At 54.1% G+C, this 13070-nt stretch carries 11 protein-coding genes and 5 tRNA genes; 5 read left to right on the top strand and 11 right to left on the bottom strand.

Going from position 1 to position 13070, the window contains the following annotated elements; all coding sequences use genetic code 11:
• Nucleotides 1-95: 95 nt before the first annotated feature.
• The 5 genes from QZR18_RS05625 to QZR18_RS05605 form a co-directional block, all read right to left on the bottom strand.
• A tRNA-Val gene (locus QZR18_RS05625) sits at nucleotides 96-167 on the bottom strand.
• A 1-nt stretch (nucleotide 168) separates the two neighbouring features.
• A tRNA-Cys gene (locus QZR18_RS05620) sits at nucleotides 169-239 on the bottom strand.
• Nucleotides 240-277: 38 nt separating this feature from the next.
• A tRNA-Gly gene (locus QZR18_RS05615) sits at nucleotides 278-350 on the bottom strand.
• Nucleotides 351-399: 49 nt separating this feature from the next.
• Nucleotides 400-471 (bottom strand) — tRNA-Val (locus tag QZR18_RS05610).
• 1 nt (nucleotide 472) lies between these two features.
• Nucleotides 473-545: transfer RNA gene (locus QZR18_RS05605), tRNA-Gly, on the bottom strand.
• Between the two features lie 162 nt (nucleotides 546-707).
• Here QZR18_RS05605 and QZR18_RS05600 point away from each other — a divergent pair.
• Complete coding sequence (locus tag QZR18_RS05600; RefSeq protein WP_178707281.1) at nucleotides 708-1256, top strand: DUF3000 domain-containing protein; 549 nt, start codon at nucleotides 708-710, stop codon at nucleotides 1254-1256.
• Between the two features lie 3 nt (nucleotides 1257-1259).
• Nucleotides 1260-2498, top strand: coding sequence for an HRDC domain-containing protein (locus tag QZR18_RS05595; protein WP_178707279.1), 1239 nt, complete (start codon nucleotides 1260-1262; stop codon nucleotides 2496-2498).
• On the opposite strand, the gene dxs is transcribed toward QZR18_RS05595, so the two are convergent.
• Entirely contained in the window at nucleotides 2484-4391 is a 1908-nt protein-coding gene (gene dxs / locus QZR18_RS05590; protein WP_178707277.1) for a 1-deoxy-D-xylulose-5-phosphate synthase, read from the bottom strand. The two genes, QZR18_RS05595 and dxs, sit on opposite strands and share 15 nt — an antisense overlap.
• A 149-nt stretch (nucleotides 4392-4540) precedes the next feature.
• Between dxs and QZR18_RS05585 the strand changes: the two genes are divergently transcribed.
• Nucleotides 4541-6538, top strand: coding sequence for a S9 family peptidase (locus QZR18_RS05585; protein ID WP_178707275.1), 1998 nt, complete (start codon nucleotides 4541-4543; stop codon nucleotides 6536-6538).
• A gap of 108 nt (nucleotides 6539-6646) precedes the next feature.
• Here the strand turns inward: QZR18_RS05585 and QZR18_RS05580 are convergent, their stop codons facing one another.
• Together QZR18_RS05580 and QZR18_RS05575 are read right to left on the bottom strand one after the other, a co-directional pair.
• The gene (locus QZR18_RS05580) at nucleotides 6647-7909 is read right to left on the bottom strand and encodes a class I SAM-dependent RNA methyltransferase (protein WP_178706493.1); all 1263 of its coding nucleotides are present in this window, start codon (nucleotides 7907-7909) and stop codon (nucleotides 6647-6649) included.
• A 14-nt stretch (nucleotides 7910-7923) separates the two neighbouring features.
• On the bottom strand, nucleotides 7924-9912 hold the full coding sequence (locus QZR18_RS05575; protein WP_178706490.1) for an APC family permease: 1989 nt from the start codon (nucleotides 9910-9912) through the stop codon (nucleotides 7924-7926).
• 123 nt (nucleotides 9913-10035) lie between these two features.
• Here QZR18_RS05575 and QZR18_RS05570 point away from each other — a divergent pair, with 123 nt between their 5' ends.
• Nucleotides 10036-10686, top strand: coding sequence for a TrkA family potassium uptake protein (locus tag QZR18_RS05570; protein ID WP_178706495.1), 651 nt, complete (start codon nucleotides 10036-10038; stop codon nucleotides 10684-10686).
• A gap of 3 nt (nucleotides 10687-10689) precedes the next feature.
• On the top strand, nucleotides 10690-11373 hold the full coding sequence (locus tag QZR18_RS05565; protein WP_178706487.1) for a TrkA family potassium uptake protein: 684 nt from the start codon (nucleotides 10690-10692) through the stop codon (nucleotides 11371-11373).
• A gap of 12 nt (nucleotides 11374-11385) precedes the next feature.
• On the opposite strand, the gene QZR18_RS05560 is transcribed toward QZR18_RS05565, so the two are convergent.
• Genes QZR18_RS05560 through QZR18_RS05550 form a run of 3 tightly spaced genes read right to left on the bottom strand, consistent with a single transcriptional unit; the run spans nucleotide 11386 to nucleotide 13061 of the window.
• Nucleotides 11386-12057 (bottom strand): DUF3159 domain-containing protein, encoded by a 672-nt coding sequence (locus tag QZR18_RS05560; RefSeq protein WP_178706484.1) that lies wholly within the window; start codon nucleotides 12055-12057, stop codon nucleotides 11386-11388.
• Nucleotides 12047-12424 (bottom strand): OB-fold nucleic acid binding domain-containing protein, encoded by a 378-nt coding sequence (locus QZR18_RS05555; RefSeq protein WP_178706481.1) that lies wholly within the window; start codon nucleotides 12422-12424, stop codon nucleotides 12047-12049. Before QZR18_RS05555 ends, QZR18_RS05560 begins: the two co-directional genes overlap by 11 nt.
• A complete protein-coding gene (locus tag QZR18_RS05550; RefSeq protein ID WP_178706478.1) occupies nucleotides 12417-13061 on the bottom strand; it encodes a DUF3710 domain-containing protein in 645 nt (214 codons plus the stop codon). The genes QZR18_RS05555 and QZR18_RS05550 overlap by 8 nt, the downstream gene beginning before the upstream one ends.
• Nucleotides 13062-13070: the final 9 nt, after the last annotated feature.

Below are 13070 nucleotides of genomic sequence, written 5' to 3'. Positions count from 1 at the left end.
TGACTCACAAAGCCAAAGCTTTGCGGCTTGGAAACTCTAACACGCATGGACGCCAGTCACAAATCGACATTCGCCAGAGCGTTTTAAAATTTCCGTGGGCGATACTGGGATCGAACCAGTGACCTCTTCCGTGTGAAGGAAGCGCGCTACCCCTGCGCCAATCGCCCGAGGTGGGTACCGGATTCGAACCGGTGTATACGGCTTTGCAGGCCGCTGCCTCGCCTCTCGGCCAACCCACCCTATCCAACCTCAACCTCAAGGATTTTCGGAAGGTTAGAGCGGATGACGGGACTCGAACCCGCGACCCTCACCTTGGCAAGGTGATGCTCTACCAACTGAGCCACATCCGCACTCAGTCCCTATCGGACTGGGGCCTTGTCCGTCGTTAGATAACGACAGTGGGCGATACTGGGTTCGAACCAGTGACCTCTTCCGTGTCAGGGAAGCGCGCTACCACTGCGCCAATCGCCCGAGCGGATGACGGGACTCGAACCCGCGACCCTCACCTTGGCAAGGTGATGCTCTACCAACTGAGCCACATCCGCGTTATCAAACCGCCTGAACGGTTTCGCAACGGATGAAAGGCTAACAGGGTTTGCACCTGGAACACAAATCAAGACGGCGTGTCCCCGCTCACACCCGATTTTTTCACCGCACGGCGGCGCGCCTTCCACTGCCAGATAAAACGGACTCATAAAGTCGAGGACGTGATCGAAGTGGCACCACCCGAGGATTTTCGAACAGCACTCTTGTCGTTACGCAGTGCTGTTCATCCTCACGTCGAAATTGAGGAAGTTCCCGCCCCGCGCGCGCTTGCTCCTTTCACTGCTGCACTTGCACTTCGCACAACACAAACTGCCCACGACGAAGCCCTTGCTTTCGGTCGTTTTGTCATCCTCCACGATCCCAACGGACAAATGGGCTGGAACGGGCCATTCCGTCTTGTCGCACAGCTCCGTGCGCAAATTGATGCTGATATGAGTTCCGATCCCCTTCTTTCTGAAGCACTGTGGAACTGGACTCACGACTGTCTTGAAGAGCGCGGCGCAGGCTTCCATGACCTGACGGGCACTGTGAGCAAAGAAGTGAGCGAATCTTTTGGAGGCCTGATCCTCATGGGGTCGACACTCGCTGTTGAGATTCGTGTGTCACTCACACCAAATACGCCCTGGATTGGCGAGCACCTTCTGGCGTGGCAAGATCTCATGTGTCGGATCGCCGGTGTTGAAAATCAACGATTCCTTGAAAGGGCATAGAACGTGCTCATTGAAAATCCCTACGGCATCGCCGTGGGAGACAACGAGGACCCCGAGCTCATCGCTTTCCCTCGCGAAGGAATCCCAGAAATTATCGACACTCATAGTGCTTTGGAACAGGCTGTACAGGACCTCTCAGCTTCTTCCCTTCCGGTTGCAGTGGATGTCGAGCGGGCTCAAGGCTTTCGCTATGGCTCTTCGCCCTATCTCCTCCAGCTGCGACGCGAGGATGTCGGCTCCTTCCTGATCGACACCGCGGTTCTCCCCCACCTTGAGTGCCTTCAAGCAAGCATGAACTCGACATGGATTCTGCACGACGCTTCTCAAGATCTCCCGAATCTACGTGAGCTTGGCCTGGAAATTCCAGCTCTGTTTGATACGCAAGTCGCATCACGCTTACTGGGGATGACCCACTTCGGACTCTCTGCAGTTTGTGAGCAAGTCTTGGGACTGACACTTGTCAAAGACCACCAAGCCTCGAATTGGTCGGTACGCCCCCTTCCAAAGGATTGGCTGCGATATGCGGTTCTTGATGTCGAGCTTCTGACTGCTCTTAAAGATTCCCTTGAAAAGCGCTTGGACAACCTTGACCGTATCTCGTGGGCAGAACAGGAGTTTTCGCATATTGCCGAGGCCGCCCCTCCTTCACCGAAAAAGGATCGTTGGCGTTCAATCTCCGGCATTGGCAAGTTGACCTCCAAACGAGCACTAGCGATCGCACGTGAGCTTTGGATCGAACGTGATGCGATTGCACACGAGATTGATCTTGCTCCCGGACGCTTGGTGCGAAACAGCGGAATTATCCACGCCGCGCAACGTCCGCCGAGGACACGCCACAATCTTCTTTCGATTGCCGAATTTCGTTCGCCTCAGGCCCGACGTTACGCGCAGCGCTTCCTCGACGCCGTCAGTCGTGCACTAGCCCTTCCAGAAAACCAACTTCCACCGCGACATCGGACGGAAGACGACGGGCATACTCCCAGTGTCAGGCATTGGCAACGTATCCATGCCGAAGCGCATGAGCTTCTTCTTGAGGTACGCGAGGCCGTTGCGAAGCAAGCAGAAACACTAGAAATTAGTCCGGAAATCGTTCTTGAACCACGGGTTCAACGCGCATTGGCTTGGGAGCACACCCAACAGGGATTGGGAATGACTGTCGATGATTTCCTTACCGCGCAGGGTGCACGCCCCTGGCAGATCTCGTTGATGACCATTGCCCTGAGCGATCTACTCTCCCGCTAGAGCGTGACGAATCCTTTCACTCAGGCCCTGTGCATGAAGATCAAGGGCCGCGACAATGCTCGCGCGGCTTGCCTGCTGAAGAAATTCCTTTGGGATACCGGCAGTGACGACTGGGATCGAGCGCGTCAATGCATTCGAAGAAAGCAGATCACGCAGCGACCACCCAAATCCGCCATCAACTAAGCCATCCTCGACGCTGAGCACAAGCTCAGCTCCTTCGACTAGGCCAACCAAGGCCTCGGGAACTGGAAGAGCCCAGCGGGGATCGACCACGCGCACGCTAGCCAAGCCATCATTCTCAAGAAGAGCGGCTGCTTCCATGGCAGCTGGGACCATCGAGCCCAAGGCAACGATGCAGACCTTTGAGGCTTCAGTGCCCTCATCCCAGTCTTTGAGGACATCGCAGCCATCCACACGACGAAGCTGAACAATAGGATCAGTCAAAGCACCCTTCGGATAACGAAGAACTGTCGGCGCATCATCTACCGCTACGGCTTCGCGCAATTCTTCGCGTAGCGTCGCCTCATCACGCGGGGCGGCAAGGCGTAAGCCAGGAACGGAATTCAGCATCGAAATATCCCACATTCCATTGTGGGATGCTCCGTCATCACCAGTAATTCCGGCCCGATCAAGAACAAAGGTTACGCCGCAGTGGTGAAGCCCAACATCCATAAGGATTTGATCAAATGCTCGATTCAGGAAGGTCGCGTACACCGCAAAAACCGGGTGCGCTCCAGCGAAAGCCATTCCAGCGGCGGCGGCAACCGCATGCTGTTCTGCAATCCCTACATCAACCACGCGCGAAGGAAAATCGTCCTTGAAGGGGCCAAGACCAACAGGCAGCAACATCGCAGCAGTTAGGCCCACAATATCTTCGCGTTCATGTGCAATCTGACGAATCTCGTCAGCAAACACACTGGTCCAAGCAAAACGTGCTGGCGCGATAGGAAGTCCGGTTTCCGGATGGATCTTCCCCACTGCGTGGAATCGATCTGCGATGTCTTCTTCCGCGGGGGTGTAGCCCCGTCCTTTCTGCGTCATGACATGGATCAGGACGGGTTCATGCAAGGCTCGTGCACGATTAAAGATCTCTTCCATAGCGGCAATATCATGGCCGTTAACAGGTCCGAGATACTTCAATCCGAGGTCCTCAAACATCGCCTGTGGGATAAGCGCATCTTTAATACCGCTTTTGAGGCCGTGAAGTGCTCCGTATGTTGCGCGTCCAGGTTCCCCAAAATTCATGAGAGTCCGTTTACCCCATGACAGCGCCTTTTCGTAATTTCGCGAAGAACGCAGAAGATCAAGATGGCGAGCTACAGCACCAATAGTTGGTGCGTAGGAGCGCCCGTTGTCGTTGACAATAATGATTGCGCGTCGCTTGTGATCGGAAGCAATATTGTTTAATGCTTCCCATGCCATCCCACCTGTCAATGCACCATCACCAATGATGCCAATCGTCCATGTCGGATCACCGCGTCGAGATTTTTCGCGGGAAATACCATCAACCCACGAAAGGGATGAAGATGCGTGTGAGTTTTCAAGAACATCGTGGACGGATTCTTCTCGACTGGGATATCCCGATAGGCCCCCTTCTTGTCGAAGCTTTGAAAAGTCTTGGCGTCCTGTCAGCAATTTGTGAACGTAAGTCTGATGACCAGTATCAAAGACGATCGTATCTGCAGGTGAACGGAAAACACGGTGAAGAGCAATAGTCAATTCAACAACGCCCAAATTCGGCCCAAGGTGCCCGCCTGTCTTTGAGACATCTTCGATGAGCTTTGCGCGGATCTGCGCCGCTAAGTCGTCCATTTCTGCCGCTGGAATACGCCTCAGGTCACTGGGCGAAGAAATCGTACTCAATAAAGAGGGCTGATTTTGGGCATGGGTCATGAGAGAGATTCTAGTGTCATGGTGGCTGATGAGCCGAACGATGCGCGCGAAGAGGACGAGTGTGCAGTGCGATCGGACTTCAAAGCACGTAATCAATGCAGGAATTAGAATGAAGGTGCGACGACTTGACGTATAGAGAAGGAGACACGATGAGCGTGCAACGTCCGTATGGGCAGTGGGACTCTCCGGTCGAAGCCGATTCCTACACTCAGACATCAGTGCAGCTGTCACAGGTTCGCGTCGACGAAACCGATACCTACTGGGTTGAAGGTAACCCCCGCGATAACGGTCGAAATACTCTTCTGCGCGCGGATTCGATGGGGCAAATCTCCGAAGTTCTTCCGCTCATCGATGGTATCCGTCTGCCTGACGTCCGTACTCGTGTTCACGAGTACGGCGGACGAGCATACGCAGTTTCTGACGGCTTCATCGTCTTTTCTGATGGCTTCGACGGTCGTGTCTACGCCTTTAACACCCGCGATCCGAGGCGTCAGTTGGTTCCGCTCACTCCTTTGGGCAAAGTTCGCTACGGTGACTTCGAAATCGCCGACGTTCGCGGTTTGGTTTACGCGGTAGCAGAGGATCATTCGAATCCCGGCGAACCAGTCAACTCCCTTGTCGCAATTCCCCTGGATGGACGCGCAGCGCGCAATGCTTTCGAAATCATCCCGATTTTTGGTGGATCTGACTTTGTCTCATCCCCAACCTTGAGTCCCGATGGAACCAAGCTCGCTTGGCTTTCATGGAACCACCCCAACATGGCATGGACACGCTCCGCCCTACACGTTGGCTCACTGGATTTCGAGGGGAAGATCGCAGCATCGTTGATTTTGGTCGATAAGCCAGAGGTCTGCGTTTATGAACCACGGTGGACTCTTAACGGGGACCTGATCCACATCGATGACTCCTCCGGTTGGGCGAACCTCTATCGCACAGAGGGATTCCAGTGGAACGATGATGAAGATCAATTCGCCTGGATGACGCGCCTTCGTACACGCCCCTTGCACCCCAGCGTGCGCGCATTCTCGCATCCGCATTGGCAGCTTGGCCTTCACTCCTACGATAACTTCGACTACGAAAACCTCATTTGCTCATGGGCCGAGAACGGGACGTGGCATCTGGGCACTGTTCGCCTGGATAACGGCATGTGCGAAGAGTGGCGTACGCCGTGGTGGCCGACTGGAAATGTTGCCTGCTACGAAGGCCGTGTTGTGACCCTTGCGGACTCTGCAACCCACGAGCCCGCAATCGTTGAGGTTTCTGGTGGGGCATCTCGAGTACTCCGATCTTCCTCTCAAGAGCACCTGAGCGATGATCTGATTTCAGTTGCACAAGCGGTTTCATGGACCAGCAGCGACGGAGAGACTGTTCACGGTTTCTACTACGCGCCAAAGAACCCCGAGTTCACCGCTCCCGAGGGCTCCCTTCCTCCGCTCCTCGTTAATGTGCACGGAGGTCCAACTTCCTCTGCCCGTCCAGGACTATCAATTGCTGTCCAATACTGGACCTCTCGCGGATTTGCCTTCCTTGATGTCAATTACCGCGGGTCAACTGGCTACGGTCGGAAGTACCGCCAGCGCCTTAATGGGCACTGGGGTGTCCTTGATGTGCAAGATTGCGCCGAAGGGGCACAGTACTTAGTTTCCCAAGGACTAGCTGATCCTGAGCGCATTGCAATCAGGGGGCGTTCCTCGGGTGGTTATACGGTTTTGTCTGCCCTTGCTGACAGTGATGTTTTCACCGCTGGAACCTCGCTCTTCGGTATTGGTGACCTGAAGCTGCTCGATGCAACGACCCATAAGTTCGAGTCACACTACGACCAATTCCTCATTGGTTCGGATGATCTTTCAGATCCGGTCTGGGCCGAACGCTCGCCGATCAACAAGGTCGATCAGATCCATGCACCACTCCTATTGCTGCAGGGCACCGAGGATAAGGTCGTTCCTCCTTCTCAAGCAGAGTCCATGTTCAAGGCCCTCCGTGACAGCGGCCGTCCAGTGGCTTTGCGGCTCTACCCGGGTGAAGGCCACGGATTCCGTTCAGCAGCAAACATCAAGGATTCATGGGAAAGTGAACTCAGCTTCTACTCACAGGTCTGGAAGCTAAACGCGAAGGTACCCGTCAGTCTTGACATCGAAAACCTCTAAAGCTCGTCCAAGACGAGATTGATGCAGTTGGGGGCAGGCACAGAGCCTGCCCCCAACTGCACTTAACTACTAGGGTAGTTTTCTTCAAGCTAAGTTCAGCAAAGAACTCTAGATCCTCTCCAGTAGCGTCATCACTTCGAAGTGGTGCGTGTAGGGGAAAAGATCCCAAGCACGCATATCGATGATCGTGTATCCCACTTCAAGAAGATCATGCAGGTCACGCGACGCTGCGGCAGGATCACAGGACACAAGCAGAATGTGTTCTGCCCCGGTACTGGCCATCGCGCGACAAACATCTTTGCCAGCTCCGGATCTTGGAGGATCAGCGATGATAATCTCCGCGCCCTCCAATTCTCTATTAAGTTCGCACACTGCAGGAGCATCGCAGTCGCCAACGAAAGCGTCAAGCACATCGCTACCGACGTTTGCCACGGCATCTGCAACGGCGGCCTCGTCAACCTCAAGGGTGACCAAGCGCCCAGCACTGCCCAGAAGACGTGACAGTGGCAGCGAAAAGAGTCCCGCTCCCGAGTAAAGTTCCATCATTCGGGAAGCACCGAGCGAGGCAACTATATCCTCAACATTTCGGGCCAAAACTTCGGCTCCGCGACGATGCGTTTGCCAAAAACCTTGAGGGCGAACTCGATACTGATCTACTCCGTTTTCGCGGGAAACTGTCCACGTCACCGGCCCATTCCACACATCTGCCTGAGCATCCCAGCAACCCTCATCCGTACAAATCAGTGTCGGCTGGCCAGGAGCAGCGATCAAACGGACTCGCGAGCCCTCGGGAAGGTGAGAAAAAACCTTGCTCCCTTCCCAGACATCGAGTTCATTGATCTCCTTGGCTGCTAAAGGCATAGAATCTAGCAGCTGAATCTCATGCGAGCGATAGCGGCGCATACCAAGTCGACCAGCGTTATTCACAACGCACTCGATACGCGTACGTCGTCCCAGAAGCTCATCACAATTCTCATCGCCGGGTGCCGGCTGAACGCGTACTCCCCCAATGGCCTCGACCTGCTCGGCAACACGCTCGCGACCAATACGTCGCAATTGGTCTTCTAGAACCTCGGTTTTCCAGCGGCGTCCCCCTTCGGGGCTGACGAAGGAAAGTTCTCCCCCACCTACGCCACCGGGGCCAGCTGCCGGCCACACGCTGGGAATTCGAACAGGGCTGGGCTCAAGAACCTCCACTGCCTCGGCCCACAGCATGCGTTTATGTGAATCAATGACACGTGCGCGCACCTTCTCACCTGGAAGGGCGAATCGAACAAAAACAACGCGTCCGGAATCATCACGCGCAACGCAGGCACCACCATGCGCAGGCGCACCGATTGTGAGCTCGATCAATTCATCAGAATCGCTCACGTGTAGGCCTCTCCTCACTGACGCTTGAAAGGATCATTGACACTCTGTCTTCCATCGACCTGGATATCTTCGCCAAGCTTCCAAGGGACAATGGTGAGCACAACGCCGGGGATTCGCAAAAGAGATCGAGATAAGCGCAATGCCATCTGGTTATGAAGAATATTCTCCCACCAGTGCCGAACCAAGAACTCTGGAATATAGACAACCAACATTTCTTCTGGTGAACGCTGACGCCTTGAGCGTACATACGAAATAACGATTTGAGTGATATCTCTAAATGGTGAGGCGACTAGCGTCAAAGGAACTGGAAGACCTGATTCCTTCCATTCGCGACGAATATGCTTTTCTTCCTCAAGGTCGGAGACGACTGAAACAATTTCCAAATTGATAGGAGCCTGTGCGCGCGCCGTCGCAATGGCACGCATTGAAGGCTTCGATAAATTCGAGACCAAAACCAAAGCGCGAACGCGTGAAGGCAGTGCACGGCGAGAATGCCAATCCTCCACCCGCAGCTGGCCACGAATGGTGTCATAGTGACGGCGAATTAAACGCTGGATGGTGAAGACCAGAGCAATGAGCAAAACGGTAATCCACGCACCGTGAGTAAACTTCGTGACCAGAACGACAGCAAGAACAAATCCGGTCATCATAAAGCCGATGATGTTGACGGAACGCGAGCGAAGTACCTTGCCGCGTTCACTGCCATTTTGCGGAAGACGCAGGCGTTTATTCCAGTGACGGATCATTCCCAGTTGGGAAAGCGTAAACGATACGAAAACACCGACAACATAGAGCTGAATCAACCGGGTCACGCTTGCATTGAAAAGAATTACCAATGCCGAGGCGCCCACAGCAAGGGCCATAATGCCATTGGAGTACGACAGGCGGTCACCGCGCTTGTAAAGCTGACGCGGCAAGAAGGAGTCACGCGAAAGAACCGAGGCGAGGGTTGGGAAGCCGTTGAAAGCGGTGTTTGCCGCAAGGATCAAAATAAAGCCCGTCACAGCGGTTACGAAAATAAAAAGAAGTGAGCCGTCGCCAAAAATTGTCGAGGCCAACTGGCTGATAACCGGAGCAAAGTGCACATCAGGTTGGGCGCTGCCGTGGAGATAAACCATCGAAGTGTCGTCAACCATCTGCAGCCCCGTATAACGGGCTAATACGAGGATGGAAATCATCATTGAAGCGGCGATACCACCGAGCATCAGCAGGGTAATTCCTGCGTTGCGCGATTTAGGACGCTTAAAGTTCGGAACGCCGTTTGAAATGGCTTCGACACCCGTTAAAGCCGCACAGCCAGAAGAAAAAGCGCGCATCAGCAAGAAAACCCCACCCAAACCGGTGAGCCCATCGAGGTGTGAACTTGCTGCGTGGATGTCGTAAGCAGCGCTATCAGCCATGGGAAGATTCCCCATGAACAGTCGCACAAAGCCGACAATGATCATCACTGCAATAGCAATCATGTAGGCATAGGTTGGGATCGCAAACGCTGTCCCTGCTTCTCGCGTTCCTCGCAGGTTGACCAAAGTGAGGAAAATAATCAGCCCAACCGCAATAGGGACTTCTGAACCGCGCAGGCCTGGGAAGATCGTGGTCAGGTAGTTTGCGCCAGAAGAGATTGACACCGCAACCGTCAAAACATAATCGACGAGAAGTGCCGAGGCGACAAGAAGTCCCCAACTGGGGCCGAGATTCGTCGTTACAACCTCGTAGTCCCCACCGCCTGAAGGGTAGGCATGAACGGTTTGCCGATAAGACAAAACGACGACAGCCAAAACGCAGGCAACAACCACCCCGACCCAGACTGACTTGATGAGAGCAAGAGAACCTGCCAATGCAAGTGTGAGGAGAATTTCATCAGGTGCGTAAGCCACCGATGAAAGGGCATCAGAAGCATAGATCGGAAGAGCAAGTCTCTTCGGGAGAAGTTGATGGGCCGCCGCCTTGGAACGAATAGGACGTCCGATTAAAACACGTTTTGCGGACTCAACGAATGATGACACCTCTTAAGCGTATCCTCTGGAGGACAGAGCGTCACTTTTGGACACGTTATAGAGCAACTTTTAAGTCAAACAGATGCCATCACCGCTTTGTGCGAGTAGCGTTGTAGTGTGCACTTTGTGATTATGGGATGCGGCCGAGTCGGCGCCAGTCTTGCCTCTATTTTGGATGCGCAAGGACACTCCGTCGCTGTGATTGACTCTGATTCCAAGGCTTTTCAACGCCTTCCTCAGGACTTTTCTGGTCGCCGAGTCACTGGACTCGGCATGGATCGCGATGCTTTAAAACAAGCGGGAATTAAAGATGCCTACGCCTTCGCTGCGGTATCGAATGGCGATAATTCGAACATTATTGCCGCCCGTGTTGCGCGCGAGACATTTCATGTTGAGCGGGTCGTTGCTCGAATCTACGACCCAGAACGAGCCTTCGTATACGAACGTCTGGGGATTCCCACAGTTGCCACAGTCAAACGAACGACGGAATCGGTACTTCGCCGCCTGATGCCACCTGATGCCGCAGTGACATGGACGCACCCCTCCGGATTGGTTTCTTTGGTTACCGCCACTCCGATCGCTGATTGGTATGGTCTTTCTTTTCCCACAGTCGAGAAGTTGACGGACGAGCGCATTGCTTTCGTCTCCCGCTTAGGAACGATTCTTCCCGCCCGTCCAGAGTTGGTTATTCAGGAACATGACCAGTTGTATTTCGCAATTTCTGGTGAAGATCCACTTCCCCTGCGTGACATCTTGACACGCGCACCACGCCTTGAGGACTAAGAGATGAAGATTGTTATCGCCGGAGCTGGCTCTGTCGGACGCTCGGTCGCCCTTGAACTACTCGATCACGGTCACGACGTGACATTAATTGATAAAAAGCCCGACCAGCTACGTGTCGCTTCAGTGGCCGACGCCGAATGGATTCTTGCCGATGCGTGCTCTCCCGAGGCGCTATCGGAAGCAGGTGTGCGCGATGCCGATGTCGTCTTGGCGGCAACAGGAGATGACAAAGCAAATTTGGTCATTTCACTTCTTGCAAAAACTGAATTCGCTGTCCCACGCGTTGTCGCACGACAAAACAATCCTAAGAACGAATGGCTATTCGATGCCTCTTGGGGAGTGGACGTTCCCGTTTCGACACCGCGAATCATGACTGCTTTGGTCGAGGAAGCGATTTCTGTGGGAACCCCGGTGAAGCTCTTCGCCTTCAACTCTGCACAGGCTGCAATGTATGCCTTTGTCTTGCCAGACGACTCGCCAATCATTGGCAGGAGCATTGGCGACGTCGCATTCCCGCCTCGTATTGTCTTGAGCGCGCTTTTGCGTGATGGCGCGCCTTTTGCACCTCAAGCGGATGATTCCTATCAGGCTGGTGATGAACTCGTCCTGTTGATTTCAGATCGCGGAGGTCAGGTTCTCACCGCGCTAAACCGCATGTTGACGCAGGAAGTAGAAGCCGAGGCTTAAAGACATAAAGGGCTAGCGCTCTTGAGCATCCTGCGCAGATTCGGAACGCACATGATGCAGCCGGAAATCGTCCTTCAAGAGCCACCAGGTCAGCCAGGCAACAGGAATGAAAAGCGGAATTCCCAACGCGATCTTCATTGCAGAAAGCCATGCAACTTGTTCGCTCAGCCACAGGGGCACTTGAATAGCCAAGCGAATGATAAAGACTGCAGACCATGCCAAGGTCAGCCACACGCATTTAACTGCGAGGTCGCGCGCTTCCGGCTCCTTCATCCAACGAATGGGACGCCCGGTTAAGACTCCAAAAAGTACCGAAACTAGTGGCCACCCAATAACCAAACTCACCAGTAAGACCAATGCCCATGCTGCGTTTGTCACAAGGCCCCAGGTGAAGAAATTAATTCCCTTCCCCGAGACCAGTGTCCACACCAAAGCAATCCCAACCCCAAGAAGTCCTGATAGAGATTGGACAATTGACTGGCGCTGAATGAGACGAATGATTGCAAATAGCACCGAGCACAACGCCGACGCAATCGCGGACAGCAGCAGCGCGTCACTGAGTAAATAGCAGCATAAGAATACGAGTCCGGGAACCACGGCCTCGGCAATACCACGCGCTCCCCCAAGAACATCGGAGGCAGAAAATTGATCTTGGGCAAGCCACGCGTATCGGTTATTCGACATTGTCCTCTGCAATCAGACGATAGAGCGGGTTTGTCATCACTTTCACCCCGTTGCTGACACCGACTGTTCCCTCGACTTCAAGGTGAACTCCCGCGTGCATACCGGGAATGTCACTGCGTCCCGGCCAGCGAAGGACAATTGTCCCTGTTCCGTCAAAGAGAGTGGCATCAATCAGTGGACGAATATTTTCCGGATAGTAGGTGACCGACTGAATCGTCCCAAAGAGAACCGCTTTTTGACGATCCTGAACCTCGGCGACGGCTAAACGCCCACGTTCTTCCCGGCTCTGTTTCTCATCGTTAGCGTCAATGTCTTCACGACTCAGTGAAAGCATTTTCACTGAGCGGTCGATGAGTTCCTTAAACATTGGGAACTCGCATTGCGTTCTGATCGGGAAGATGAAGTGGCAATAGATCCAGTCGCGGTCTGGGTTCGGCGCCGCGTACGACAACAACGCGGTCGATAAGTTCCTCGAAGTCATCAGCTTCTTGACCGCCCAATGCTGCAGGGCCGACCATGTCGATTCGCGCGAACCACCGGTCACCCTCACGTCCGATAATTCGGGTCCGAGTGGTGCCCTTCTTCCCATCGGGAAGCGTCACTGCCTCATCAACTTCAAGCTCCTCACCGTAGCGGGTGTGCTTGTCGCGAACTGTACTGCCGCTCTTTTCATAGGCGGCGCGAATTTGCGGACGAAGTTCATCCCAGGTCCCACCCGAGCGTGGCGCAGCGGCAATAGAGAGCTGAAGCCCCGAAGAAGCGAGCACCAACATAATTCGAATGATGCTTTGACCATCTTCGCCAGCTTGTGCACGAATCTGCATGCCAGGTACCGCGGGAATTCGCAGCGAACCTAGGTCAACATAATCGACCGAGGTATCAACTTCGTATTCTTCGCGGGGGCCGGGGATCTGCCACAGTTCTGACTCGTCGTAGAGCTGGGGACGTGCTTCCTCTTCTACCTCTTCTTGAACAGTGTCTTCCTTGCGTGAACGTCCGAACATAACTGAATT

This window comes from uncultured Actinomyces sp. (assembly GCA_900541895.1).
GTDB lineage: Bacteria > Actinomycetota > Actinomycetes > Actinomycetales > Actinomycetaceae > Pauljensenia.
This window is presented reverse-complemented; position numbering and strand designations above follow the sequence as displayed.

Bases quoted from the DNA above. Each gene is read 5' to 3' on its own strand.
- dxs (WP_178707277.1), bottom strand. From the start codon at position 4,391: ATGACCCATGCCCAAAATCAGCCCTCTTTATTGAGTACGATTTCTTCG.
- QZR18_RS05585 (WP_178707275.1), top strand. From the start codon at position 4,541: ATGAGCGTGCAACGTCCGTATGGGCAGTGGGACTCTCCGGTCGAAGCC.
- QZR18_RS05570 (WP_178706495.1), top strand. From the start codon at position 10,036: ATGGGATGCGGCCGAGTCGGCGCCAGTCTTGCCTCTATTTTGGATGCG.
- QZR18_RS05565 (WP_178706487.1), top strand. From the start codon at position 10,690: ATGAAGATTGTTATCGCCGGAGCTGGCTCTGTCGGACGCTCGGTCGCC.
- QZR18_RS05560 (WP_178706484.1), bottom strand. From the start codon at position 12,057: ATGTCGAATAACCGATACGCGTGGCTTGCCCAAGATCAATTTTCTGCC.
- QZR18_RS05555 (WP_178706481.1), bottom strand. From the start codon at position 12,424: ATGTTTAAGGAACTCATCGACCGCTCAGTGAAAATGCTTTCACTGAGT.
- QZR18_RS05550 (WP_178706478.1), bottom strand. From the start codon at position 13,061: ATGTTCGGACGTTCACGCAAGGAAGACACTGTTCAAGAAGAGGTAGAA.